This is a genomic window from Rhizobium sp. 10N414 (genome assembly GCF_056394785.1).
On the sequence record NZ_JBFTIN010000016.1, the window covers coordinates 91,399 to 117,534 of the forward strand.

The 26,136-nt window shown below is 60.6% G+C and carries 24 protein-coding genes and 1 pseudogene; 8 read left to right on the plus strand and 17 right to left on the minus strand.

Going from position 1 to position 26,136, the window contains the following annotated elements; all coding sequences use genetic code 11:
• The first annotated feature begins 36 nt into the window (after positions 1-36).
• Complete coding sequence (locus AC1DE4_RS16425; protein WP_062374398.1) at positions 37-522, plus strand: MaoC family dehydratase; 486 nt, start codon at positions 37-39, stop codon at positions 520-522.
• Here AC1DE4_RS16425 and AC1DE4_RS16430 read toward each other — a convergent pair.
• From AC1DE4_RS16430 to AC1DE4_RS16455, 6 genes are all read right to left on the minus strand, one after another.
• On the minus strand, positions 519-1,652 hold the full coding sequence (locus AC1DE4_RS16430; protein ID WP_113470635.1) for a zinc-dependent alcohol dehydrogenase family protein: 1,134 nt from the start codon (positions 1,650-1,652) through the stop codon (positions 519-521). The genes AC1DE4_RS16425 and AC1DE4_RS16430 overlap by 4 nt on opposite strands.
• Before the next feature lie 82 nt (positions 1,653-1,734).
• On the minus strand, positions 1,735-2,130 hold the full coding sequence (locus AC1DE4_RS16435; protein ID WP_018856594.1) for a VOC family protein: 396 nt from the start codon (positions 2,128-2,130) through the stop codon (positions 1,735-1,737).
• A gap of 152 nt (positions 2,131-2,282) precedes the next feature.
• A complete protein-coding gene (locus AC1DE4_RS16440) occupies positions 2,283-2,831 on the minus strand; it encodes a sarcosine oxidase subunit gamma (protein WP_018856593.1) in 549 nt (182 codons plus the stop codon).
• Complete coding sequence (locus tag AC1DE4_RS16445; RefSeq protein ID WP_018856592.1) at positions 2,824-5,817, minus strand: sarcosine oxidase subunit alpha; 2,994 nt, start codon at positions 5,815-5,817, stop codon at positions 2,824-2,826. Before AC1DE4_RS16445 ends, AC1DE4_RS16440 begins: the two co-directional genes overlap by 8 nt.
• Entirely contained in the window at positions 5,814-6,155 is a 342-nt protein-coding gene (locus tag AC1DE4_RS16450) for a sarcosine oxidase subunit delta (RefSeq protein WP_018856591.1), read from the minus strand. Before AC1DE4_RS16450 ends, AC1DE4_RS16445 begins: the two co-directional genes overlap by 4 nt.
• A gap of 12 nt (positions 6,156-6,167) precedes the next feature.
• Entirely contained in the window at positions 6,168-7,421 is a 1,254-nt protein-coding gene (locus tag AC1DE4_RS16455; RefSeq protein WP_018856590.1) for a sarcosine oxidase subunit beta family protein, read from the minus strand.
• 441 nt (positions 7,422-7,862) lie between these two features.
• Here AC1DE4_RS16455 and AC1DE4_RS16460 point away from each other — a divergent pair, with 441 nt between their 5' ends.
• Complete coding sequence (locus AC1DE4_RS16460) at positions 7,863-9,296, plus strand: DUF1254 domain-containing protein (RefSeq protein WP_409564060.1); 1,434 nt, start codon at positions 7,863-7,865, stop codon at positions 9,294-9,296.
• Between the two features lie 89 nt (positions 9,297-9,385).
• Here the strand turns inward: AC1DE4_RS16460 and AC1DE4_RS16465 are convergent, their stop codons facing one another.
• From AC1DE4_RS16465 to AC1DE4_RS16475, 3 genes are all read right to left on the minus strand, one after another.
• Positions 9,386-9,604, minus strand: coding sequence for a hypothetical protein (locus tag AC1DE4_RS16465; RefSeq protein ID WP_018856588.1), 219 nt, complete (start codon positions 9,602-9,604; stop codon positions 9,386-9,388).
• Positions 9,605-9,643: 39 nt separating this feature from the next.
• On the minus strand, positions 9,644-9,883 hold the full coding sequence (gene rpsU / locus AC1DE4_RS16470; RefSeq protein ID WP_007527643.1) for a 30S ribosomal protein S21: 240 nt from the start codon (positions 9,881-9,883) through the stop codon (positions 9,644-9,646).
• Between the two features lie 456 nt (positions 9,884-10,339).
• Complete coding sequence (locus AC1DE4_RS16475) at positions 10,340-10,549, minus strand: cold-shock protein (RefSeq protein WP_018856586.1); 210 nt, start codon at positions 10,547-10,549, stop codon at positions 10,340-10,342.
• A 442-nt stretch (positions 10,550-10,991) separates the two neighbouring features.
• Here AC1DE4_RS16475 and rpsU (AC1DE4_RS16480) point away from each other — a divergent pair, with 442 nt between their 5' ends.
• The 4 genes from rpsU (AC1DE4_RS16480) to AC1DE4_RS16495 all read left to right on the plus strand — a co-directional run bounded on the left by rpsU (AC1DE4_RS16480) (position 10,992) and on the right by AC1DE4_RS16495 (position 14,897).
• Positions 10,992-11,204 carry a 30S ribosomal protein S21 gene (gene rpsU / locus AC1DE4_RS16480; RefSeq protein WP_003585885.1) on the plus strand — a complete coding sequence of 71 codons (213 nt, stop codon included), beginning with the start codon at positions 10,992-10,994 and terminating at the stop codon, positions 11,202-11,204.
• A gap of 134 nt (positions 11,205-11,338) precedes the next feature.
• Entirely contained in the window at positions 11,339-12,199 is an 861-nt protein-coding gene (locus AC1DE4_RS16485) for a tetratricopeptide repeat protein (RefSeq protein WP_018856585.1), read from the plus strand.
• A 496-nt stretch (positions 12,200-12,695) separates the two neighbouring features.
• A complete protein-coding gene (locus tag AC1DE4_RS16490; RefSeq protein ID WP_018856584.1) occupies positions 12,696-14,354 on the plus strand; it encodes a sensor histidine kinase in 1,659 nt (552 codons plus the stop codon).
• A gap of 60 nt (positions 14,355-14,414) precedes the next feature.
• Positions 14,415-14,897: a DUF992 domain-containing protein gene (locus tag AC1DE4_RS16495; protein ID WP_018856583.1), complete on the plus strand. Its 483-nt coding sequence runs from the start codon at positions 14,415-14,417 to the stop codon at positions 14,895-14,897.
• A 51-nt stretch (positions 14,898-14,948) separates the two neighbouring features.
• On the opposite strand, the gene AC1DE4_RS16500 is transcribed toward AC1DE4_RS16495, so the two are convergent.
• From AC1DE4_RS16500 to AC1DE4_RS16530, 7 genes are all read right to left on the minus strand, one after another.
• On the minus strand, positions 14,949-15,572 hold the full coding sequence (locus AC1DE4_RS16500; protein WP_018856582.1) for a LysE family translocator: 624 nt from the start codon (positions 15,570-15,572) through the stop codon (positions 14,949-14,951).
• Positions 15,573-15,653: 81 nt separating this feature from the next.
• Positions 15,654-17,048: an NAD(P)(+) transhydrogenase (Re/Si-specific) subunit beta gene (locus AC1DE4_RS16505; protein WP_018856581.1), complete on the minus strand. Its 1,395-nt coding sequence runs from the start codon at positions 17,046-17,048 to the stop codon at positions 15,654-15,656.
• A 7-nt stretch (positions 17,049-17,055) separates the two neighbouring features.
• Positions 17,056-17,454 carry a proton-translocating transhydrogenase family protein gene (locus tag AC1DE4_RS16510; protein WP_018856580.1) on the minus strand — a complete coding sequence of 133 codons (399 nt, stop codon included), beginning with the start codon at positions 17,452-17,454 and terminating at the stop codon, positions 17,056-17,058.
• Entirely contained in the window at positions 17,454-18,599 is a 1,146-nt protein-coding gene (locus tag AC1DE4_RS16515; protein WP_018856579.1) for a Re/Si-specific NAD(P)(+) transhydrogenase subunit alpha, read from the minus strand. The genes AC1DE4_RS16510 and AC1DE4_RS16515 overlap by 1 nt, the downstream gene beginning before the upstream one ends.
• 96 nt (positions 18,600-18,695) lie before the next feature.
• Positions 18,696-18,920, minus strand: coding sequence for an aa3-type cytochrome c oxidase subunit IV (locus tag AC1DE4_RS16520; protein WP_018856578.1), 225 nt, complete (start codon positions 18,918-18,920; stop codon positions 18,696-18,698).
• Positions 18,921-19,098: 178 nt separating this feature from the next.
• Complete coding sequence (locus AC1DE4_RS16525; protein WP_025658921.1) at positions 19,099-19,851, minus strand: N-acyl amino acid synthase FeeM domain-containing protein; 753 nt, start codon at positions 19,849-19,851, stop codon at positions 19,099-19,101.
• Between the two features lie 162 nt (positions 19,852-20,013).
• Positions 20,014-22,317 carry a putative bifunctional diguanylate cyclase/phosphodiesterase gene (locus AC1DE4_RS16530; protein WP_026371718.1) on the minus strand — a complete coding sequence of 768 codons (2,304 nt, stop codon included), beginning with the start codon at positions 22,315-22,317 and terminating at the stop codon, positions 20,014-20,016.
• 331 nt (positions 22,318-22,648) lie between these two features.
• Here AC1DE4_RS16530 and AC1DE4_RS16535 point away from each other — a divergent pair, with 331 nt between their 5' ends.
• The gene (locus AC1DE4_RS16535) at positions 22,649-23,188 is read left to right on the plus strand and encodes a TRAP transporter small permease subunit (RefSeq protein ID WP_018856575.1); all 540 of its coding nucleotides are present in this window, start codon (positions 22,649-22,651) and stop codon (positions 23,186-23,188) included.
• A 20-nt stretch (positions 23,189-23,208) separates the two neighbouring features.
• Entirely contained in the window at positions 23,209-24,756 is a 1,548-nt protein-coding gene (locus tag AC1DE4_RS16540; RefSeq protein WP_018856574.1) for a TRAP transporter large permease, read from the plus strand.
• A 136-nt stretch (positions 24,757-24,892) separates the two neighbouring features.
• Here AC1DE4_RS16540 and AC1DE4_RS16545 read toward each other — a convergent pair.
• Positions 24,893-26,082: pseudogene (locus AC1DE4_RS16545) on the minus strand (IS1182 family transposase).
• Positions 26,083-26,136 lie beyond the last annotated feature (54 nt).

Sequence of the window (26,136 nt, forward strand, 5' to 3'; positions counted from 1 at the left end):
GTAAGGCTTGCGCAGCCGCTTTCTCATGAGGAATCAATGGTCAAGGAAATTTCGCTCGCGGATGTGCGCGGGCTCATCGGCACTGAAACCGGCCTCTCGGACTGGATTGTCGTCGATCAGGCAATGATCGATGCCTTTGCGCATGCAACCGACGATCATCAGTTCATCCACGTCGACCCAGAGCGCGCCGCCACGAGCCCATTCGGCGGCACCATCGCCCACGGATTCCTCACCCTCTCGCTGCTTTCAGCGATGAACTACAACAGCCTGCCCAAAGTCCGTGAGCAGACGATGGGCATCAACTACGGCTTCGAGAACGTCCGCTTCCTCTCGCCTGTCAAATCGGGGGCACGCATCCGCGGCCACTTTATCCTTGCCGAAGCCCGCTTTCGCGGCGCCGGCATGTTGATGACGACCTACGACGTCTCGATCGAGATCGAGAACGAGAAGAAGCCGGCGCTCACCGCGCGGTGGATCACCATCATCCAATTCGACCCAAAAGACCGGCCCGAAGAAGCCTAGTGCGCTTCGAAATCGATGACGTGCCGGATCACCTCCCCGGCATGCAGCCGGTCGAAGGCTTCGTTGATCCCCTCCAGCGGACCTGTTGAAGACAACAAGCGATCCACCGGCAGCTTTCCACGCCTGAAGAGCCCGACAAAGCGCGGAATATCCCGGCTTGGCACGCAGCTGCCGAGATAGCTCCCGAGCACGCGCCGCTCCTCGGCGACCAGGCTGACTGCGGGGATTGCGAACTGACTGGATGGACTAGCCAACCCTGCGGTAACCGTCGTTCCGCCGCGCCGCGTGATGCGGTACGCGAGATCAAAGGCCTTGACGGCTCCGGCCATCTCGAGCGCGTGGTCGACGCCGCCCTTTGTCGCCTCGCGGATTTGCTCCACAACGTCAGGGTCACTGGCGCGAAAGACGTCTGTCGCCCCAAGCGAACGCGCGATCTCGAGCTTGTCAGGAGCAAGGTCTACCGCGACAACGCGTTCGGCCCCGGCCGCCACGGCGCCAAGCACCGCGGCCAAGCCGACACCACCCAAACCGACAACAGCGACTGTCTGCCCCGGCTGCACATGACAGGTATTCACCACGGCGCCAACGCCCGTCAGCACGGCGCAGCCAAACAACGCGGCGTGAGCGAACGGGATATCGCGGTCAATGCGAATCGCCGAATGGCGCGAGACCACGGCATGGGTGGCAAAGCCCGAGACGCCGAGATGATGATGGATCGGCACCTCATCGCAGCTCAGTCGCCACTCGCCCGACAGCAGCGTGCCCTTTCCGTTGGCATCGGCGCCGGGAATGCACAGCGCCGGGCGTCCCTCGGCGCAGGGCAGACAATGGCCGCAGCTCGGCATGAAACTCATCACCACATGATCGCCGGGCGTCAGGTCATGGACATCGGGCCCGACCGCTTCCACGGTGCCGGCCGCCTCATGTCCAATCGCCATCGGCACCGGACGCGGCCTGTCGCCGTTGATGACGGAGAGATCGGAATGGCAGAGCCCGGCCGCGCCAATTCGAACAAGGATCTCGTCCCGCCCCGGCGGCGCGAGCTCGAGTTCTTCGATCGTGAGCGGCCGGCTCACCGCAAATGGCGGCGCGACCGGCGATCGGCGCAAAACCGCGGCACGTATTTTCATGAACTCCTCCCGCGAACGGTTCCGGCAGACTAACCGCTCGCAAAAGCCAACCGCAACAGGACTTTAGGCTGCGGCGATTGCGCTATGGTGCACCGTTGATTTCAACGATGTTGCGATCAGGATCGAGCAGGTAGGCCTGCGGAAAACCGGCCGGCCCGGTACGCCTCACACGCAGCCGCCGGGGATCTCCCTCGGGCGCATCCTCGCGAAAACCCTTTGCGATCAGTCCCCGGATACATCCCTCGAAGTCATCGGTATGGAAGGCGAAATGTCCGTCGGCGGTATCGATGGTCGCCACCCGCCGGAACGTCCCAACCGGATTGACGATGATGTGGACCTGCAGCGCTCCGCAGGCAAACCAGGCTCCGTCGGTACTGAAAGGAGGCCTCTCGATCCGCTCGAGACCGAAGATATCGCGATAGAAGGCAACCGATCGGTCGAGATCCGTCGTGACGATGGAAACGTGATGCAGCATCATTGAGGACACCCCGCAACGTTGCGGCTACGCTCCGACAAAGCCGCACGCGATGGCGAATGATGGCATGAATGACACCGGTCTTGCAACTTGAAGCCGAATGGGGACGGCACAAGAGCACCGTCCCCCAATCGGGAATTCCAGTTCCGTGGCGCTTAATGCGCGGCGTCTTCGGCACCCTCGGCCAGCAGGCCGAATACGAAATCGGCGAACGAACGCCAGCACTCGACACGGAACGTATCGTCCTCGGTGCGGAAGAGCACGATCTCGGCCTTGCCGAAAATCGTGCGCGAGCAGGCGCCGACCGGGAAGGCATCAAGCGACAGATCCTGCGGGCAACCCGCGGAGATCGTCGCCTCGGCCCCGGGACCGGAGACGATGATCGCGACGTTGCGGTGCGAGACATCAGTTGCCGAATGCAGCACGTCCGCCTTCGTGAGCGCGCCCATCAGGTCTGCACCGGACTCATCGATAACGAGCCATTCATCCGGCCCGAGCCAGAGGGCGGCACGGCCACCCTTGCGGCCGGAGGTCTTCGGCGAAGACGGAACCGTGACCCCAAGAGCGGAGGACAGAGCCTTGAGGGATCCGGCGGGCGCACGGAGCGCGATGCGGGTGGCGGCCGGCGCTGCCGTCAGCCGTACCGTCGCCGAGCCGCCATGACGACCTGAGAGCACCGACTTGCGAACTGCCGTATCAGCCATTGATGCGGCCTCCTTCCTTGTCAAAGAACACCATGTCAGTCACCTCGACGGCGATCGTCTTGTCGGGCATAGGCACATAAAGTGTCTCGCCCATCCGCTTGCGGCCATCGGCGACCAGCGCGAAGGCGATCGACCTGCCGAGATTTTCCGACCAGTAGGACGAGGTCACATGGCCAAGCATCGTCATCGGCTTCGGCTCGTTCGGATTGGCGACGATCTGCGCGCCTTCTTCCAGCACCAGCTTCGGATCCTTGGTGACGAGGCCGACCAACTGCTTGCGGCCTGCCTTCACCAGATCCGGGCGCTTCAGCCCACGAATGCCGACGAAGTCAGTCTTCTTCTTCGAGACCGCCCAGGAAAGACCAGCATCGTCAGGCGTGACGGTGCCATCCGTGTCCTGGCCGACGATGATGTAACCCTTCTCGGCGCGAAGAACGTGCATCGTCTCGGTGCCGTAGACGCAGGCGCCGAGCGGCTCTGCATTGGCCCACACGGCTTCCAGAACGGACTGGCCATAGTCGGCCGGCACGTTGATTTCGAAGCCGGTTTCACCGGTGAACGACACGCGGAACAGCCGCGCCGGCACGCCCATGACCGTGCACTCGGCAACGCTCATATGCGGGAAGGCCTCGTTGGAGATATCGATGCCTTCGACCAGCGGGGCGATGATCTCGCGCGCCTTCGGACCCTGTACAGCGATGACGGCCCACTGTTCCGTCACCGAGGTCAGCCACACCTTCAGATGCGGGAACTCTGTCTGCAGATAGTCTTCCATGTGGTGGAGAACGCGCGGCGCGCCGCCCGTCGTCGTCGTCACGTGGAAGCGATCGTCGGCCAGACGCCCGACAACGCCGTCGTCATAAACGAACCCGTCCTCGCGCGTCATGATGCCGTAGCGGCACTTGCCTGGCTTCAGCGTGTCCCAGGCGTTGGTGTACATGAGGTTCATGAAATCGGCGGCATCGGGGCCGACGATCTCGATCTTGCCGAGCGTCGAGGCATCGAACACACCGGCGACATCGCGCGCCGTCTTGCATTCGCGGGCGACCGCCTGGTGCATCGTCTCGCCGGCGCGCGGATAGAACCACGCACGCTTCCAGTTGCCGACATCCTCGAACACCGCGCCATGGGCCTCTTCCCACTGGTGCAGCGGCGTCTTGCGCGCCGGATCGAACAGATCGCCGCGCGAATGCGCGATCAGCGTGCCGTAGGTGACAGGCGTGTACGGCGCGCGGAAGGTGGTGAGACCGACCTGCGGGATTTCCTTGCCCAGCATCTCGGCGGCGATCGCCAGGCCGTGCATGTTGGAGAGCTTGCCCTGGTCGGAGGCCATGCCGTTCGTCGTGAAGCGCTTGATATGCTCGATCGAGTGCATCCCCTCGCGCACGGCAAGGCGAATGTCCTTGGCGCAGACGTCGTGCTGGAAATCGATGAACGCCTTGGCGCTGGTCTCGGGACCTGCGCCTTCAGCAGCGCCAATCATGCCGCCCGTCCACTGATGGGCTTGCTCAGCCGTGATGCTGATCTTGCCGCCGGAGGGCTTCCCAACTGCCTGCGCCATCAGCTCGCCGGCCGCCAGCGATTCCTCGATCGTCTGCTGCAGATCGTCCGTGCCGTTGCAGGCGCCGACAGAAAGGCAATCCTGCGCGTACGTGCCGGGCAGGAAGCGCTGCGTCTCGGGCTCGAACGCCACCTTGCCGCGCGACTGCGAGAACAGGTGCACCGAAGGCGTCCAACCGGCCGAGACCAGCAGCGCGTCGACCGCGATCTTGCGCGGCGAGCCGCCGCCATTGCGGGCAACGGTCATCGACGAGATGCGGAGCTTGCCTGACGTATTGACCACGGACTGACCGGTGAGAACATCGATGCCGAGCGAACGGGCTTCCGCCAGAACGGCCGCACCCGGCGTCTGCCTGCAATCGACGATCGCGGCGATCTCGACGCCTGATCGTTTCAGGTCGAAGGCGGCCTCATAGGCCGAGTCGTGCGCCGTATAAACGCCGACCTTCTGGCCGACGGCGACGCCATACTGGTTGAGATACATGCGCGCAGCCGATGCCAGCATGATGCCCGGACGATCGTTGTTCGGGAACACCATGTGGCGCTCGATCGCGCCGTTGGCGAGGATGACGCGCTTGGCGCGCAGCTGCCACAGACGCTCGCGCGGCAGGTGGCGGCCAGGGTTCGCGACATGGTCGGTCACGCGCTCGGCGAGACCGACGAAATTGTGGTTGTAGTAACCGAAAGCAGTGGTGCGGGTCAGAACCTGCACATTGTCCATTGCCTTCAGCGTGGCGACCGTCTTCTGCGCCCACTCATAACCGGAAAGGCCGTCGATCTTGACGCCGCTGTCGTAGCGCAGCGCGCCGCCGACATCCGCCTGCTCGTCGCAGAGGATCACCTTGGCACCGGATTGCGCCGCCGCCAGTGCCGCCGAAAGACCGGCGATCCCGGCACCGACGACGAGCACGTCGCAATGCGCATAACGGCCGGCATAGTGATCGGGATCGGCTTCCTTCGGCGCAACGCCGAGGCCCGCCGCACGACGGATCATCGGCTCGTAGAGGTGCTTCCAGGCCGCCTTCGGCCACATGAATGTCTTGTAGTAGAAGCCCGCCGCGAAAAACGGGGACATCAGATTGTTGATGCCACCGATATCGAAGGAGAGCGATGGGAAACGGTTCTGCGATTCGACGATCATACCGTCGAAGACTTCCTGCACGGTGGCACGCACGTTCGGCTGTTTGCGGGCGCTGTCGCGCGCAACGTCGATCAGCGCATTCGGCTCCTCGGCGCCGGCCGAAAGGATGCCCCGCGGACGGTGATACTTGAACGAGCGGCCGACCAGATGGATGTTGTTGGCGATCAGCGCCGAGGCGACGGTATCGCCTTCGAGCGCCGTGTAGCTCTTGCCATCGAAGGTGAAGCGCGCGGTTCTGGCCGGCGTCAGGCGACCCTTGCCTGCAATACGGTTCGTGCCGCTCATTGTGCCTCTCCTTCGAGCTGTTCGTAGGTCTCGACGGGAGCATGCGGAACGGCTGCTTCGCCGATCGTGGGCTTCGGCTCGCCTGCCTTGTAGGTCTTGATGAACTTGTCGCTGATGGTATCGCGCGCCGCATTGAAGAAACGGCCGCATCCGTGCTGGTGGCGCCAGCGCTCGAAGATCAGCCCCTTCGGGTTGTCGCGCAGGAAGAAATATTCCTCGAACGCCTCGTCGGAGATGTCGGCGATATTGGTGGGACGGGCGATATGGGCATCGCCGGCACCGCGGAATTCGAGCTCGGAACGCTCTTCCTGACAGTATGGGCAGTAGATAAGAAGCATGATGTCCTCGTGTCAGTGCGCGACGGCGGCGGCGGCGGCTTCGTCGATCAGACGGCCGGTGCGGAAGCGGTCCAGCGTCAGGCCGGCATTGAACTTGTGTTCCTCATCGCGGGCGATGAGGTGCGCGAAGAGATTGGCCGAGCCCGGCGTCGCCTTGAAGCCGCCGGTGCCCCAGCCGCAGTTGACGTAGAGACCCGGAACCGGCGTCTTCGACTGAATCGCCGAACGGTCCGGCGTGTTGTCGACGATGCCGCCCCACTGGCGCATCATCTTGACGCGGCGGAACATCGGGAAGAGCTCGCAGATGGCATCGAGCGTGTGCGTGATGATCTGCAGGCCGCCGGTCTGGCTGTAGGAATTGTACTGGTCGGTGCCGGCGCCGATGACGAGCTCACCCTTGTCGGACTGCGAGATATAGGCGTGCACGGTGTTGGACATGACCACGCAGGGGAAGATCGGCTTCAGCGGTTCGGACACCAGCGCCTGCAGCGGGCTCGATTGCAGCGGCACGCGCACATCGGCCATCTTCATGACCGTGGTCGTGTGACCTGCGGCCGAAACGCCGACCTTCTTGGCGCCGATGAAGCCACGTGATGTCTCGACACCGGTAACGCGACCATCAGGGCCGCGTCGGATGCCGGTGACTTCGCAGTTCTGGATGATGTGGACGCCGCGATCGGACGCCGCACGCGCGTAGCCCCAGGCCACAGCATCGTGACGCGCCGTGCCGCCGCGACGTTGGAGGGCGGCACCGTTGATCGGGTAGCGGGCGCTGGCTGAGATATCGAGCGGCGGACAATAAGCCTTCGCCTGCTCCGGCGTCAGCCATTCATTGTCGATGCCGTAGAGGCGGTTGGCATGAATGTGGCGCTTGAAAGACTGCTGGTCGTGCACATTGTGCGATAGCATCATCACGCCGCGCGGCGAGTACATAACATTGTAGTTGAGATCCTGCGAGAGGTTCTCCCAGAGCTTCATCGAATGCTCGTAGATGTGCATGCTCTCTTCATAGAGATAGTTCGAGCGGATGATGGTCGTATTGCGACCCGTGTTCCCGCCGCCGAGCCAGCCCTTTTCGAGCACCGCAACATTTGTGATGCCATGCTCCTTGGCGAGATAATAGGCCGCACCCAGACCATGCCCGCCGCCACCGATGATGATGACGTCGTATTCGGCGCGCGGTTCCGGTGAAGTCCACTGCTTCTCCCAGCCCTTGTGACCCCTCAGGGCCTCCCTCGCCACGGCAAAAACCGAGTATCTGCGCATCCGCCTTCATCTCCTTCAGGGGAAAGGTCCCTTCTCGTCGGCCATACAAATCGCAAATCCAAAAGCGGCACAACGTTTCTTTTGCGACGCGGACCGGCTTTTGTTTTGACACGACGGGAGAATGCAGCAGGAGACGTCGGGTCGTTCTCACCCCGACTTGAAAAACGTTGAGTCACTTTCCGACCCGCGCAAACCGACCCGTGCAAACAGTGGTCAACCCTCAATGCATTTTAGAACACTTGAATTTACAATTCCTGAGCGCATATTTTCAGTCAGCGCGAGACCGCCCTCGCGCACCAGAAAATCACGTCTTTCGCATGAGTCGAACCGGTGCAGCCTCGGGAATAATCTACAACACGCGCCACCACCCCAGGTTTGCATCAATTGGAACGGACCGCCTCAACAAGGAGGATTGTTGCGCCGGTCGTTGGGAGGGTTGCAATGACATTGCGTGCTATCAATTTCGCTGCCGGTCTATTTTTAACCGGAGCGTGCATTGCCGGGCCTGGTATGGCCGCCGACCCCATAACCGAGGCGGAAGCCGCGGCCATMGGGGTTGATGCCTACGTCTATCTTTATCCGCTAGTCACCATGGATGTGACCCGTGCGCAGGCGACAAATATCGAAGCGGGCAAGAAGATGGGCCGTGGACCGGCCAATGCGTTCACCAATGTACCGGAATTCCCAACTGCTGAATTTCGAGATGTCGTCCGACCGAACTTTGACACGCTCTATTCCGTTGCGTGGCTCGACATGACCAAGGAACCAGTCATCGTGTCGGCGCCTGATACCGACGGTCGCTACTTCCTGCTGCCGATGCTCGACATGTGGAGTGACGTATTCGCCTCGCCCGGATGGCGGACGACCGGAACCGCGAAGGCGGATTTCGCGATTGTGCCGCCTGGATGGAGCGGCAAGGACCTGCCGGCCGGCGTACAGCGCATTGACGCACCGACGCCCTTCGTCTGGGTCATTGGGCGCACGAAAACGGATGGGCCGGCCGACTATGACACGGTCCACAAGATCCAGGCAGGCTACAAGGTCACGCCGCTGTCGCAATGGGGGAAGGCGGCAGAACCGGTGAAGGTCACGATCGATCCCAAGATCGATATGACGACGCCTCCCAAGAAGACTGTCGACGGCATGACCGCGGCGGATTTCTTCGCCTATGCGTCCGAGGTCATGAAACATAATCCGCCTCACATCACCGACCAACCGATCATCGCGCTAATGAAACGGATCGGCATAGAGCCGGGAAAAAGCTTCGATAAGACCAAGATCGATCCAACCGTCGCCAAGGCATTGGAAGCGGTTCCCGCCAAAGCCCAGAAGCTGATGGACTGGAAAGTTCCGACGCTTGCCCGCGTCGCCAACAATTGGTCGATGAACACCGACACCATGGGCGTCTACGGCAATTACTACTTGAAGCGGGCGATCGTCGCGCAGCTCGGGCTGGGCGCAAACCTGCCAGAGGACGCGATCTATCCGCTCAACCTCGGCGACGAGAAGGGAAACCCGCTAAACGGAGCGAACAGCTACAAAATCCACTTCGACAAGGCGAACCTGCCACCGGTCAAAGCGTTCTGGTCCGTCACGCTCTACGATCCCGAGGGATTTCAAGTCGCCAACAGCCTGAACCGATTTGCCGTCAGCAGCTGGATGCCCTTCGCCTACAATGCGGACGGTTCTCTTGATCTCTACTTCCAGAACAAGAGCCCGGGCGAGGACAAGGAAGCGAACTGGCTACCGGCACCTGCCGGGCCGTTCAACCTGACAATGCGCCTCTACGGACCGGAGAGCGAAGCCTTGACAGGAAAGTGGAACCCGCCGGTCGTCGAACTGGTGCCCGCGCTCCAACAGGTGACAGCACAGTAGCGATTTCGCGCGTGCCTCGAGCGATCCACATGGGTATCCCCATTGGGTTGAGAGGGCCCTCGCGCGCTGGCGCGAGGCTGCTGGGAGGATCAAACCGACTTGGGCGCAGTCCGCCGCTTCTTGGCAGGGGCGGCGGCTGTTGGTGCTTCGGCTTCTTGCTGCAAGCGTAGCGCCCTGAGCTTCTCGGTCTTCTTTTCGCGAGCCGCGGCTTCTGCCGTGATGATTGCTTTCGCTGTCGTATCAGTGGCAGCCGCCTTGTCGCGCGGGGAGAGCTTGGCCGGATTGAAGAGTTCGTCTTTTGAAGTCATCTGGTCTCTCTATCTAGACGGAGCTCGCCTCATGGCAGCTCAGCGAGCCGGACGGACTGCCTTCTTCGGAGCCGGAAGGAGACCTTCGCGCTGCAGCTTCTTGCGCGCCAGCTTGCGCTGACGGCGAACCGCTTCCGCCTTTTCGCGAACACGCTTCTCGGACGGCTTTTCATAAGCGCTACGCGCCTTGAACTCGCGGAACAGACCTTCGCGCTGCATCTTCTTCTTCAGGACGCGGAGTGCCTGGTCGACATTGTTATCTCGAACGAGAACCTGCAAATTCTTTCCTTTCGTGCGGCAAATCTGTTTGCCGGTTGGTCAGAGTGGAAGCTACTTCCGTACCCTGATGCTTGAAGTTTTCAACCAGGATCCGCCCTGGATATCCGCGTCGGCGTCAACTCTCGGCGTAGGGGATACCGACTGGTTCATGTCGATATCGCTCTCAAGAATCCGCCGATCGAAGTTTTCCGTCTCGAACCGGACCCGATACTGCGGGCGACTCCCGTCTGACGGTAGAACTACCGCGATCTTGCAGGTCCTGCGCGCCTCTTCGGTGCGAACGAGACCGTCTTTCAGAACGATAGTGTCGCCGACAGCGTATCTTGGCATTCGTGCCATTTGGTTCCACCGAACTGTCTTGAGCGTCAAAAACATAAAAGGCCGGGTTTGACCCCGACCTCCGCCATCAGGCTCTCAGCTGCCAGTACATCCGTGGTCAGCCGGGCCGAATGAGAATTAGGCTGCGCGCAGGTTGTCGGCAGAATTCTTGCCAGACTTCTTGTCGCGAACGAGATCATAGGTGATCTTCTGTCCATCGGACAGGCTTCCCAAGCCAGCGCGCTCAACAGCGGAAATGTGGACGAAAACGTCCGTGCTGCCGTCATCCGGCTGAATGAAGCCGAAGCCCTTGGTGCTGTTGAACCACTTAACGGTACCTGAATTCATAACGATCTCCTTTCATAGTCGTTACTGCCATGCGTTCATTCACAAGGCTAAGATCGATTTTGAGAGGAAATCTGACGGAGCTTGACGCTCTTTCACAAAGGTCACAACCAATAGTCGATTAGCTACATATAGCGCAAACTACGAAATAAACAAGGCAAGGAAGCGTGCTATCGGGGTTTTGGGCAGTTCGCGCAACGCGGATCGACAGCACTCCGAAACACCCAGCTACGCTGAATGGCCCCATTGCGCTCCCATAAAAGCGCCTTCCCTGGGATAAGAAACCGTTTTTTGCGGCAAGAACCGCCGGAACATATGGACTTCGCCCCACCGTTCTGCTATCCGCATCCTCAATCGCAAGGCTGCTGCCGCGCGAACTGTATATTTTTTGCCTCTGGCGCCGTGCTGACGCCGGCATCAACCAAACCAAAGGAACGTGATTCTCGTGCAGGTACTTGTCCGCGATAACAATGTCGATCAGGCTCTCCGCGCTCTCAAGAAGAAGATGCAGCGCGAAGGTATTTTCCGCGAAATGAAGATGCGCGACTACTACGAAAAGCCGTCGCAGAAGCGCGCTCGCGAAAAGGCCGAAGCCGTTCGCCGTGTTCGCAAGCTGGCTCGCAAGCGGGCACAGCGCGAAGGTCTCGTCGCACGCTAAGCGTAGCTGTCGTTATTTCGACGTTTTCAGATGCATGTTGGCGGGGGCGAACTATTCGCCACCGCCTTTTTATTGCTGCTGAAGCTTGCCCGTCCTTGAAGCGGACCGGCTGCACTGGGGGAAAACGAGCCCGCATGGCTGACATCACCAAGACCCGCTCTCTGCGTTCGCCGAAAATCGCCGTTCTACCGGTTTTCGCAATCGTCACCGCGCTAGGCCTTGCCGGCTGCACGACAGGCAGCACCTCGGATGCCGTCATCCGCATCGACAAGGCGCAGGGTTCGCAGGAAAACATCGCCTCGCTGACCTCAGTCATCAATGCCAATCCTCAGGATCCGGAAGGCTACAACGTCCGGGGCTCGGCCTACGGTCGCGGCGGCGACTTCCGCGCGGCGCTGAACGACTTCAACAAGGCCCTGCAGATCAACCCACGCTTCTATCAGGCCTACGCCAACCGCGCGCTGGTCTACCGCAACATGGGTCAGCAGCAGCAGGCGATCCAGGACTACAACAGCGCCCTGCAGATCAACCCGAACTACGACGTGGCGCTGATCGGCCGTGGCAATGTCTACCGCTCCGCCGGCCAGGACGATGCCGCCTACAACGACTTCAACAAGGCGATCCAGAACGGCACGACCGACGGCCGCGCCTATCACAATCGCGGTCTGATCTATCAGAAGCGCAATCAGCAGGATAAGGCGATCGACGACTTCTCGAAGGCGATCTCGCTCTCGCCGAATGCGCCTGAACCCTATAACGGCCGCGGCATTTCCTACATCGCGCTGAACGACGACGACAACGCATTTGCCGACTTCAATCACGCGATTGAGCTCAACGGCAACGTCGCCGAATCCTGGGCCAACCAGGCGCTGGTCTACGAGCGTCGTGGCGAAAAGGACAAGGCCGCCCGCTCCTACCGCCATGCAATCGGGCTCGACCCGAAGTACCAGCCGGCGAAGGACGGTCTTGCCCGCGTCGGCGCGGCCACCGGCTAAGGCACTACAGGCGACCTGCCAAACGGGCCGACGGTAACATCATCGCCGCTCAGCGGCACCTGGTGCCGGCAGCACGCGGCTCGGCGTGGATCTTTCGCCGCCCCGGCCCTTTCCTCCCCCCTCATCGCGATCGGGCCCGAACGGCCTTGCGGTGCCTGGCGCGCTCCCGAGTGAGCTTGGCGCCGTTTGTCAACCACTCGCCTCTTACGAGATTTTTATGAGCGATGCGGCCTCCGTTTTTCGTTCCCTTCCGCCTCGGAAGCTTCGATTGACGCCACGGTTGAACAAAAATTTGCGAATTGCCGGACGACATGTTTTAGTGTGTTGCAAGCACCATTACCTGTCCCTAACATTGCCGTGGGTTTCGATAGCAGGCTATCAGGAGAGCCGGGGGCGCGTTGAAGGCAATTGCGGTGGTCCAGATTTTTGCTTTCATGCCTGTAAACGGTTGGCGAACCGGTGATTTCGGCTGCATAAGTCAGCGGGGTACCGGCTCATGAAAGGCCGTTTCCGCTTCTTTCCGAAGGCATCGATCGGGACCTACCTGATCGCGATGGCACTTGCGACGGCCTTGCCGATTTTCGCACTGGTGGCACTTCTGCTCGCGCAGCTGGAAGACAACCAGCGCTCAACTCTGAGGCGTGAAACGGCCCAGGATGCGACCGCTCTCGCCCGCTCCATCGATCGCCAGCTTCAGGACATGGCCACAACTTTAAGGTTGCTATCGAACTCGCCGGAACTGGAGAATAACGACTTCGCCTCCTTCCACGCTCGCACCGAGACGTCCCTGCGTACAGACAATCTCTACGTCATCGCAGTTGATGAAACAGGGCAACAGCTCTTGAACACCCGTCGGGACTATGGCGAACCGCTGGGCAAGGCCGGCAATCTCCCGTCCGTCGAGGCCGCGATCAAATCCGGCCGAATCGAAGCGTCCGATGTGTTCATGGGACGAACTAGCGGCGAGTTCGTCTACAACGTCACCATGCCGATGCAGGCCGGCAAGGTCAGGGCGCTGATCATAACACAGAACGCCGGGGACCTTGCGAAGCTGGTCACCACCGAAGGCCTGCCGAACGATTGGTCTGCGGCGGTCATTGATCAGAGTGGGCATGTGGTGGCTTCCGCCGGCGCCACGAATATTGGCTTCGGCCAACCTTTCAATCCAGACATCCTGCCTTCCCTGGTCAATTTCAGCGGCGTCTACGAGAACAAGCAGGTATTGCCGAACGCGATGCTCGGCTATGCGCAGATTCCGGGTTGGTCCTGGAAGACCGTGATATGGGGCCCCGTCGCCACGGCGCAGTCTTCTATCCTGACGACATGGCGCTTTCTGATCATCGGCGGCCTGGCGCTGATGCTTGTCGCGATCCTGGCCGCCTATATCGTTGCGCGTCAGGTGCGCACGACGATCCGCTCAATCGCCGACATGGCCATTCGGATGGGCGAAGGCCACATCGTGGCCCCCATCGAGACCAGCGTCATCGAAGCGAACCAAGTTGCGGTCGCGCTCTCCAACGCTTCTTTCGACCGGAGTCAGACGGAAGACCGCCTGCACTTCGTGATGAACGAACTCGTGCACCGCACCAAGAACCTGCTGACCCTGGTGCAGGCGATGATGCGCCAAGTCGCCAAGCGCGCGGACAGCGTGGAGGCATACCAGGCAGCGGTTGTCGATCGCCTCGAAGGCCTGTCCCGGTCGATCGACCTGCTCACCAGCGAGCAATGGGCCGGCGCATCGCTGCGCCGCGTGATCGACATCCACTTCAAGGGCTTTCCGCAGGCTGCCGAGCAGACCGAGATATCTGGCAAGGATTTTGTCCTCAAACCCGACGTGGTGCAAAATCTCGGTCTCGTCCTGCATGAACTTGCCACGAACTCGGTAAAGTACGGTGCCCTTTCCGTGCCGCATGGCCGCGTTCGGCTGAGCTGGCGGGATGCCCAGAACGAAGAGCGCAACGAACCTCTTGTTGTCTTCACGTGGGAGGAGCGTGACGGTCCGGTAGCGCGCGCTCCCGAGAATTCCGGCTTTGGGACGACCATCATCAAGAATCACGCCGCCGCCGCTTTTGGTGGGACCGTGGAAATCGACTTCCCGCCAGAAGGCTTTTACTGGGCGTTGACGGCTCCTCGTCGCAACCTCGAGCGTGCATAACGCACGGAACAATTAACACTGGACCTTCGTTTCCGACAGGCTACTCGAAAGGAGAAGTCCATGTTCAGGGAAACGATGATTGCCGCGGCGGCTGCCGCAGTAGCCGCCATCGCAAACCCGGCAAGTGCCGCAAACTACATCACCCTCGGCCAGCTCGTCTGCGGATCGCAGGGTGGTCAGGGACTGATCGTCACCTCGCAGAAGAACCTGCTCTGCACCTTTACGCCGGCGGAGGGTGGCCCGAAGGTCGTCTATGCCGGAACGATCCAGAAATTCGGATTGGATGTCGGCCAGACCGGCAAGACTGTGATGATCTGGCAGGTTCTGGCCAAGACCGGAACCGACATTCCCGATTACGCGCTGGCCGGTGAGTATTACGGCGTAGGGGTCGATGCAAGCTTCGGCGCCGGCGCTGGTGCCAAGGTCATTGCCGGCGGCACCAACCAATCCTTCATGCTCCAGCCGTTGAACGTTCAGGCTCAGGAAGGCCTGAATCTCGCGCTCGGCGTGGAGAAACTGACGCTGGCGCCGGCCGCCACCTGATCTCAGGTCGCGCCGAAGAGGAGAGAGGCACCCGCCTCTCTCCTTTCCGTGTCAAGCGGAACGATGCGTCAGCGCAAGAGCGCCGCCGAACAACATCATCATCGAGCCGCTGATCCGATTGACAAGGCGAACCGCCCAGGCATTGCGCATGACGCCACGCAGTCGCGAGCCGACGAAGGCATAAATGCTGATCGCCCCGACCTCCAAGACCAGGAAGATTGCTCCGAGCGTGAAGAAACTCTGCCAGTAGGCATTGCGTTCGACGAACTGCGGCAAGAAAGCCGTGAAGATCAGGATCGCCTTGGGGTTGCTCGACGCAACAAGAAACTCCTGCCGCACATACGCCCTGAACGTTGAAGGGTGATGGGCAGCCGCCAGTTCCGACACATCCACCTTCGCGCGGAACAGCTTGAAACCAATCCAGAGCAGATAAGCGACACCCAGCCACTTCACGATCGAGAAGGCCACGCCTGAAGCCATCAGGAGGGCGCCGAGACCGAAGGCCGTGATGGCGATCATGATCGCAAAGGCGACGATGCGCCCGGCGGAGGCTGCAATTGCCATGCCCATTCCTGCGCGCGCACCGATCGTCACCGAGAGCAGGTTGTTCGGACCAAACGCCATGTTCAGCGCAAAACAGGCGGGAACGTAGAGGAGCAGCGTTTCGAGGGACATGACATCACCGTGCAAAACAATGGGCGCGGTCCAAGTCCGCGCCCTTGTAGTTTAATCGAGATCAAGCATGCTGGCGACGCTTCAGTGGCCGATCGCCTTGTTGATTTCTTCGGTGACCTTCTTGGCATCTCCGAGCAGCATCATCGTACCGTCCTTGTAAAACAGCGTATTGTCGATACCGGCGTAACCGGAGCCGAGCGAGCGCTTGACGAAGAGGCAGGTCTTGGCCTTGTCGACATCGAGGATCGGCATCCCGTAGATCGGCGAGGTCTTGTCATCGCGCGCCGCCGGATTGGTGACGTCGTTGGCGCCGATGACATAGGCGACGTCAGCCTGCGCGAACTCCGAGTTGATGTCCTCAAGCTCGAAGACCTCGTCATAGGGCACGTTCGCTTCAGCAAGCAGCACGTTCATGTGACCCGGCATACGGCCCGCGACCGGATGGATCGCGTATTTCACCTCGACGCCGTTCTTCTTGAGATTGTCGGCCATTTCGCGCAGCGCATGCTGCGCCTGCGCCACCGCCATGCCGTAACCCGGCACGATGATGACCTTCGAGGCATTTGCCATCAGGTAGGCGGCATCCTCGGCCGAACCGAGCTTGACCGTCTTGTCGGAATTATCCGCGCCGCCCGCGACCGTCTCGCCGCCGAAGCCGCCGAGGATGACGGAAACGAAGGAGCGGTTCATGCCCTTGCACATGATGTAGGAGAGGATCGCACCGGACGAACCGACCAGCGCGCCGGTGATGATCAGCGCCAGATTGCCAAGCGTGAAGCCGATGCCGGCGGCCGCCCATCCCGAATAGGAATTGAGCATCGACACGACGACAGGCATGTCGGCGCCGCCGATGGGCACGATCAGCAGTACGCCGAGTGCCAGTGACAGCGCGACGACCGCCCAGAAATCGAAATGGCTTTCCGTTGCGGCGAGGCCGATGATGAAGAGCACGATCAACACCAGCAGGGCGATGTTGATCAGGTGACGGAAGGGCAGCAGGATCGGCTTGCCGGACATGCGCCCGTCGAGCTTCAGGAAAGCGATGATCGAGCCGGTGAAGGTCAGCGCGCCGATCGCAACGCCGAGCGCCATTTCGATCCGCGCCTCGGTGTGAATGCCGCCGATATTGCCGATGCCGAAGGATGACGGCGTATAGAGCGCCGAGGCCGCCACAAGCACGGCGGCAAGGCCGACCAGCGAGTGGAACCCTGCAACCAGCTGCGGCATCGAGGTCATCGGGATCACGCGGGCGATATAGGCGCCCGCGCCGCCACCGATGGCGAGACCTAAGACGATCAGCACCAGCCCGCCGAACGAGGGTGTCGCCAGCGTCAACGTGGTGAGGATCGCGATCCCCATGCCGGTCATGCCGTAAAGATTGCCCTTGCGGCTGGTGGCCGGATGGGAAAGACCGCGCAATGCCAAGATGAAAAGCACGCCGGAAACAAGATAGAGAAAGGCTGCGATACTGTTCATGCGGTCCTCACTTGTCCTTCTTCTTGTACATCGCCAGCATGCGCTGGGTGACAAGGAAGCCGCCAAAGATGTTCACGGAGACGAGGACCAGGGCGATGAAGCCAAAGCCGGTCGCAAGCCCGCTGGTCGAAATGCCGACCGCCAAAAGCGCACCGACAACGATTACTGACGAGATCGCATTGGTCACCGCCATCAGCGGCGTATGCAGCGCCGGCGTCACCGACCAGACGACGTAATAGCCGACGAAGATCGCCAGCACAAAGATCGCGAACTGAAACACGAAGGGATCGATCGCACCGCCGGTTGCAGCACTTGCCGCCTCTGGAGCATGGGCGGCCGCGGCCGCCACGGCATTCACGGCCTGGTTCAACTGCTCCAGCGCCTTGTCCATTGCTTCACTGGCCATCAGTTATCCCCCTTCTTTGCGCCGAACGCCGGGTGCACGACATTGCCTGCATGTGTCAGCATCGTCGCCTTGATCAGTTCGTCCTCGAGATTGAGCGTGACCGACTTCGTTTCCTTGTTGACCATGGTCTCAAGGAAGGTGACGAGGTTCTTGGCGTAGAGCTGGGAGGCGCTGGCAGCGATCCTGCCGGCCATATTCGAAAAGCCGATGACGCGCACGCCGTCGACGTCGGCGACCTTGTTCGGCTTGACGCCTTCGATATTGCCGCCGCGCTCGACGGCAAGGTCGACCGCAACCGCACCCGGCTTCATCGATTTCAGCATCTCACGCGAGACCAGCTTCGGAGCCGGACGCCCCGGGATCAGGGCCGTGGTGATGACGATGTCCTGCTTGGCGATATGATCGGCCACAAGGGCGGCCTGCTTCGCCTGGTATTCCTTGGACATTTCCTTGGCATAGCCGCCGGCCGTTTCGGCCGCCTTGAACTCTTCGTCTTCGACGGCGATGAACTTGGCGCCCAGAGAGGCAACCTGCTCCTTGGCCGCGGGGCGAACGTCGGTCGCCGACACCGCGGCGCCGAGACGGCGCGCCGTGGCGATAGCCTGCAAGCCGGCAACACCAGCGCCCATGACAAAGACCTTGGCCGCGGGAACGGTGCCGGCCGCCGTCATCATCATCGGCATGGCACGGTCATAAACCGCAGCCGCTTCGATGACCGCCTGATAGCCTGCGAGGTTTGCCTGCGAGGAAAGAACGTCCATGGACTGCGCTCGGGTGATGCGCGGCATCAACTCCATAGCGAAACTGGAGAGCCCGGCCTTGGCCATGGCGGCGATCGCTTCGTCATTGCCGTAGGGATCCATGACCGCGATGACGACCGCGCCCCCCTTGTAGCCGCCGATCTCCTCGTCCGTCGGACGACGGACCTTCAATACCACATCCGCGGTCGCCGCCGCACCGATCGAGCCAATCCGCGCGCCGACCGCTTCGAATTCCGCATCCGGAACTTTCGACTTGGTGCCCGCTCCGGACTCGACGACGACGTCGAGACCGAGCCCAATCATCTTCTTTACGGTCTCGACGGACGCAGCGACGCGCGTCTCATCCCCCGTGGTTTCCTTCGCCACAAAAACAATATTGCCCAACCGCCCCTCCTCCGGGTCAGCCAGCCTGCCGCAGGTCCCCCTGCTCAGCCCGAACATTCAGTCAAAGCTTGGAAAAGCGCCCTCCCCGCGCCGCGCTTAACGCAGCAGAACGAGGCCGGCGATGAAGACGATTAGCAGGACAACGAGGCCGCCGAGGAAGCCAGCACCGGTGAAGAAGCCAGCCGTCATGCCAAGCAGGAGAGCGACGAGAAACAGCGTGCCGTACTTAGCAGCGGCAAGGAACATGAGGTAGGTCTGCTCGTGTTCCTTATAGTCCATCGGCGCGCCGACTTCTGCAGGTCCGGTGTGATGCTCAGCCATGAATATCGTCTCCCTCAAAATGCCTGGCCGGTTTGAGACGCGGCCACGAATGCCATTATTTCCCAAGGCTTGCGCCTGGAAATTCCCTTGTCAGGCATTACACAAAGCCTGGGAAAAGCGCAATGCAGGAGAATGCCGCAGTTGGTGCGACACTCTCCATTTCGCGATGCATCGCAGATCAGAGGGGGAGATCCGTCCCAAGCTGACCGTTCGGCACGAAGCGAGCTGTGGGGATGATCGTGAGGGGCGGCAGCGTGTCCTCCGGAATGCGCGAGAACATCATGCGCTGTTCGCTGGCGCTGGAGATAAAGAACGGATAGCGCGTCAGCAGCTTGCGCCCCACTTCAATCACGTTCGTTGCCATCAACGTCATGTCGATTCCGTAGTTCTTTGCCAGCTGACCGGGCACGATCGTATCGGCATAGAAGACCCGCTTGTAGAATGCGGCATGCGGAGGCCGGCAGAACTGAAGGACGCGGTCCGCGCGGAAGTATGCGGCCGCGACGATACTGGGTCTCAACGTCAGATAGGGAATCCAAGGCAGATCGGCCGTCAGATCAGGATCGGCGGCAAACCGCGCCGGATCGATCAGTGTCAGCCCGGCATCGAGCAGCGCGTCCATCGCCCACGGAAAGGCACCCGCGGACTGGCTGACGCGATGCTCAGGTGTAACATAATGGAGCCGTATCGTGCTGACCAACTCGCCGTAATAATAAATACCGAAGACATGCGCGTGACTGTCGAAATCGGTCGCGTCCAACAGTCCCTTCGGAGCCAGTGCCAGCACGTCATGGGCCTTGTAAGCCTTGTAGCGCAGGCGCTCCACCTCGATCATGTCCTCGCTGCTTTCCATGCGGCGGTATTCAATATGATCTAGAATTCCAAGAAGCTTATTACTGAAATCGCTCGTTGTTACAGGAGTATCCACCATGGTTCCTCGGCTGATCGGTTAATAATTCATTAATCATCCGAAAAAACAGCCGACGGCAAGGAACCAACGATAATTTGCGTTATATTTGAATTGTTAAGGTTAACGGCGTTCGCCAGGGAACGGAGCGGCATGGGCCGCTTCCACAAGCTGAAAATTTGAGATTCAGGCTACCTTAGGGCGGCGGCGCGGGGTGGGGCCGCCCGCAAGGCTCTGCGAAAGGATCGCGATATTTTGCGCCGGAACGGCCGGCGAGAAAACATAGCCCTGCACGAGATCGGTCGCACGATACTTGTTGAGAAGGGCCAACTGCTCGGTCGTCTCTACACCTTCGGTGACGATCTTGAGGCCAAGTTCACGCGCCAGATTGACGGTACCGCGCAGCAGTTTGAGGCGGCGGTCGTCCTCGACGATGTTTCGCAGGAAGGACCGGTCGATCTTGACGATATCAAGCGGAAGCGTGTCGAGGTAACTGAGGCTCGAGAAACCCGTGCCGAAATCATCGATGGCGATCGTGATGCCGCGCGCCCGCAGGTCCGCCAGGATGGCGCGCACAGCGGCCGGCTCGTCGATCAAGCAACTCTCGGTGATTTCGAGATGCAGTCGCTCGGGCCCCAGACCCGAGGCGCTCAGTGCTTCGGAAACCGCGGAAAGAATGTCTGCATCCCGCAGATCTCTGGCGGAAAGGTTCACCGAGACCGCGATATGCTCGGGCCAAGTCATACAATCTGCGCAGGCCTTCATCAGGATGAAGCGTGTGATGTCCGAGATGATGCCCATCTCTTCCGCCAGGCGGATGAACACGTCGGGCGGAATGGCACCCTTTTCCGGATGCACCCAGCGAGCAAGCGCTTCGGCGCATTCAATACGCGAGCCGTCGGCCTTGAACATCGGCTGGTAGGCAATGCTGAGCCCCTGCATCCCGACCGCTTCGCGCAGATCGGCCTTGAGCTTCTGCTGCTCGATGTAGCGGCCATCCATCTCGCGCTCGAAGCTTGCAATACCGCCGCGCTGTTTCGACTTGCTTTCGAACAATGCCAGGTCGGCTTTGATGCTCCACTCTTCCATCGCGAAGGCATCGCTTTCAAGAAGCGCAAAGCCACCGCTCAGCGAAACCAAGAAGGTCACGTCATCGGCTTCGTAGTTGCCTTGGATGGCAGCATGCAAACGACGAACTTCTGCGTCCAGCGCTTCCATATCCTTCGCATGCGGGAAGAACAGGATGAACTGGTCACCCATCAGACGGCCGACGATGGCCTTGCGCGCCTGCTCCTCGATGCGGTTGGCGATAGCGCAGAGAAGATGGTCGCCGGTGATATGGCCGCGCATGTCGTTGACGTGTTTGAACTCGTCGATATCAAGCACCATGAACGCAACAGGCCCGCGTTTTTTCGGGTGCTTGTTCAGATAGTCCTGCACGAGATGGCTGAAATACTCGCGGTTCGGCAACCCGGTCAGAGCATCGAATCGAACCATGTGCAAGATCTTCTGCTCTGCCTTCACGCGGCTGGACACGTCTTCGAAGATCAGCACCGCGCCGCCATCAGGCCGGCGGCTTGCGGAGAATTCAAGCGACAGATCCTCGGGAAAATGGATGAGCATGCGTGACAGCTTGCCATCGGCGACCTGGGTCATCTGGCGGAGGATGAGCTCCGGCTGCGTGGAATCCATAAAGCTGTAGCGGGCGCCGTAACGCAGGACCGCGCTGAGGTCGCGCTCCTTCAAGCGCTCGGGGTCGCCGATCTTCAGAAGTTCGCAGGCCTTGCGGTTGATTACCTGGATACGGTTTTCGGGATCGACCATGACGAGGCCATGCGGCATGTTATTAAGCGCTGTATCGAAACGGTCGGCGATCACGGTGATTTCCCGGCGCGCAATGACATTCTCGTAGAGAAACTCGCGCACCCCGTTGGCCATGGCCCGTGTCGTCAGCCAGAATGGGATGAGAAAAATCGACAGGATTCCACGATAGAAGTCCAGCGCCATCAGGCTGCAGATGATCATCGGCAGGCAACAAGAGAAGGTCTGCAGGTCGATCGCCATGCGCGAACCGTAGTTGCGGCCGACGACGGAAACCATGGTGGCCATGGTCACGGCAATGCAGGCGAGCTCCGCAAAACCATCGCCCAAGAAAAATATGGCATAACCGCTGGCAATGCCCAGGAGTGTCGTGGTGCCGGCAGCGCCGGCCACGAGAATTCGCTCCCAATGCTGGATTCCGGCGTACGAGAGTCTTTCTTTGTCGACGCGATCGAACTGCCAGAAGATCGCCATGCGTCCGCCGAACACAAGGACGAAGGCAGCGGCGAGGATGAGATACAGGAAAGACTGCGTCTTGGCGGCGATTGCGAGGCAAGTCGCCGCGTGAACGATAACACCGACGAGCAACGTCATGCGGTTCCCAGAAAGGGAACTCACAAACGACAGATACACATCCGTTGGAACCCTGCCCGGGTTATGTGGCTTCATCCATGCTTTTCCTGTGCGGCGAGACCTTACTGCGAACCCTTTAAAAATTGATTTCGTCCAAACCATAGATTTGGTTGAATTTTTTGAAACCATAACGCGAAAATCCTGGTTTCATAAAGGTTTACGCAGCTACAAGGAGATCTTTGATTCCGGGCCCGCCATGCTCGATTGTCGGCAGTGCCAGGGAGTCGTCGGCAGTGCCTGCGGCGTGCGCTTCGCATAAGACTATATTCCAACACGCCCCCTTTAATCTTCCAATTTGAAACACCCTAGTCTACCAATCCAGAGAGGAGAACGTGTCGAAACAGGCACGATAAAAAGGGGGAAAGGCATGCCGGCTTTGCTGACGGTCAGCCGGCTGATCGATGCGGTCAGCCAATTCATGGGCAAACTGTCCGAATACATGGTGCTGCTCTGCTGCCTGATCAGCGCCGCCAATGCACTCATCCGTTACTCGTTCAACTATAGCTCCAACGGCTGGCTCGAGATCCAATGGTATCTCTTCGCCTTCATCGTTGTGCTCGGTGCAGCACACACGCTGCGTATGAACGAACATGTACGCGTCGACCTCATCTACGGCTCCGTTTCCGACAAAGCGAGGATCTGGATCGATATCATCGGCCTCATCGTCTTCCTGATCCCGGCCTGCATCTTCCTGACCTGGCTCTGCTGGCCCTTTTTCCTGTCCTCTTACCAACAGCATGAGATCTCTGCCAATGCCGGCGGCCTGATCCGCTGGCCGGTCAAGTTCATCCTCGTTCTCGGCTTCGGGCTGCTGTCGCTTCAGGGGATCTCCGAGTTGATCAAGCGGATCGCCGCCCTGACCGGCTACATCCTGATCGATACGAAATACGAAAAACCGCTGCAGTAAGCCGGACCGGAGGAACACCATTGTTTGATTTCGGCATTATTCCGCCGGCGATGTTCGTGGGCATGGTTCTATTCATGCTCTACGGCTTTCCGGTCGCCTTTTCGCTGGCTGCCGTCGGCCTGTTCTTCGGCATCATCGGCATCGCCACGGGACATTTCACCGAGGCCTTCCTGCAGGCCCTGCCGCTGCGCTTCTTCGGGATCGTTTCCAACGACCTGCTGCTCGCCATCCCCTTCTTCACCTTCATGGGCGCCATACTGGAGCGCTGCGGACTGGCTGAAGATCTGCTCGAGGGAACAGGCAAGCTGTTCGGCCGCGTTCCCGGCGGCCTTGCCTACGCGGTAATCCTCGTCGGCGCCGTGCTTGGCGCCATCACCGGCACCGTTGCGGCATCCGTCATCACCATGGGCGTAATCTCGCTGCCGATCATGCTGCGTTACGGCTACAGCCCGAGGCTGGCCACCGGCGTCATTGCCGCCTCCGGCACCATTACCCAGGTCATTCCGCCGTCCCTGGTGCTGGTCGTCCTTGCCGACCAGCTCGGCAAATCGGTCGGCGACATGTATCTCGGCGCCATCGGCCCATCGATCCTGCAGGTCGCGATCTTCATGGGCTATATCCTGATCCTGTCGATCCTGAAGCCGGCCTCTATGCCGCCGCTGCCGAAAGAAGTGCGGGGCGACTTCAACTGGGCGCTGCTCCTGCGGGTATTGTCCGGGATGATCCCGTCGATCGTGCTGATCTTCCTGGTTCTCGGCACGATCTTCATGGGGCTCGCAACCCCCACCGAAGCCGGTGCGCTCGGTGTTGTCGGCGCAATGGTGCTTGCCGCCATGCACCGCCGCCTCACCTGGCCGCTGATGCAGGAGGCCATGCGCTCCACCATGCACATCACCTCGATGGTGGTGATGATCCTGATCGGCTCGACCTGTTTCAGCCTGGTCTTCCAAGGCATGGACGGCTCGCGCTGGATCGAACACATGCTGTCGGGCATCCCCGGCGGCCCGGTCGGCTTCCTGATCTTCGTCAACATCTTCATATTCGTGCTGGCCTTCTTCCTCGATTTCTTCGAGATCGCCTTCATCGTCATTCCGATGCTGGCGCCGGTCGCCTCAGCCCTCGGCATCGACCTGATCTGGTTCGGCGTGCTGATCTGCGTCAACATGCAGACGAGCTTCATGCACCCGCCCTTCGGCTTCGCGCTTTTCTACCTGCGCTCCATTGCCGATCGCAGCGTCAAGACGTCGGACATCTACATGGGCGCCCTGCCCTGGGTCTGCATGCAGCTGGTCCTCGTCGCGATCGTGATCTTCTGGCCACAATCGGTAACGTATTGGCTGGACAAGGGACCGAAAGTCGATCCGAACTCGATCAAGATCGAAGTGCCGGGCTTCGGCGGCAACGGCTTGTCGCTGCCCCCGCTGGGAGCCCCGGGCGGCGGCCCACCGCAAATGCCCGGACTGAGCTTGCCGCCGATGAACGGCCTGCCCGGCCAGCCGCCCGCGCCGGCACCCGCAACGCCCGCGCCGCCTGCAACGGACCTCAGCCAGCCCCCGAAGATAAACTGACAACAAAAAGCCCCGGACCAAAATCCGGGGCTCAGACTGCTGACAAACCCGCCGATATTTTCGGCGGGTTTGTTTTTTGGACGTTGGTTGTTTTAGTTGGGTTCTGAGGCGGGGCGAAGTTGGCGGCCTCTGGCCCTCATGCSATGGCTGGTCTGGGTGGCTTGGTGAGCGCCATGGCGATCTTCTTGATGTTTTGGGCGGCTGCAGCCAGCAGGCACTGGCATGCGACGCGGGTGAGACTTCGAAAGCGGGCATAGCGATGCCCGTGAAGCTGCTTGGCATCGGCAAACGATAGTGGCGATAACCGTTGCGGTCGGTGGTGGCATAGGCGAGCAGTTGGCCTTCGGGGCAGCGATAACCGTCCGCCTCAGGCTCGTAGACGAACTTCGACTTGCGCATCATGCCATCTTTGGGCGGGGTCGGGTTGCGATAGCCGGTGACACCGAGGATGGTGCGGTCCTCCAGCCCCTTGGCGATGCCGGACGTGGCATAGCCGGCATCCAGCCCGACAGCACCGACCTCGAAGCCGAACCGCTCCCGCTGGCGGTCCAGCCGGTCGAGATAGACGATACTGTCATGCACATTGGCRGGYGTSACATGGGTATCGGTGATGATCGCAAGCTTGCCGTCCACCGTGCGGTGATCGAGGTAGAAGAAGCCCTTTGGCTTGCCGTCGCGCACCATGTAACCGCTGTCGGGATCGGTGCGCGACACCTTGGTTTCCTTCACCTGCGGCTCGCGCTCCTTTTCCTTCAAGGGCTTCTGGCCGTGCACTGCTCGCTCGGCCTCAATCGCCCGGTCGAGGTCGGCCCAGTAATCGGAGCGCGACTTTTCGATCATCGCAAGATCATATTTGCCCTTGTTGGCATTTGCCTTCAGATGCGTTGAATCCGTATAAAGCACCGTGCCGTCCAYCAGGCCATGACGGATCGCCTGCTCAACGATGTGGTCAAAAATATCCTGTGCCACGCTCGTGTCGTTGAAGCGCCGGCGRCGGTTCTGCGACAGCGTCGAGGCGTCAAACACACCGTCCGTCAGCTTCATYTGCAGAAACCAGCGATAGGCGACGTTGACCTCGATCTCGCGCACCAACTGACGCTCCGAGCGGATGCCGAACAGGTAGCCAATGAACARCGCCTTGAACATCAAGGTCGGATCGAGCGGCGGGCGGCCGTTGTCGGCGCAATAAAGCCCCGCAACACGATCATGGATGAAGGAAAAGTCGATCACCGCGTCGATCTTGCGCAGCAGGTGATCCTTCGGCACCAGACTGTCGAGCGTCACCATCTCAAGAGCCGTCTGGGTGGGGGCAGGTTTCTTCAACATGTCCCAATGAATCACAAACCCCCAGACGGTGCCAGGGGTTTGTCAGCAATCTGA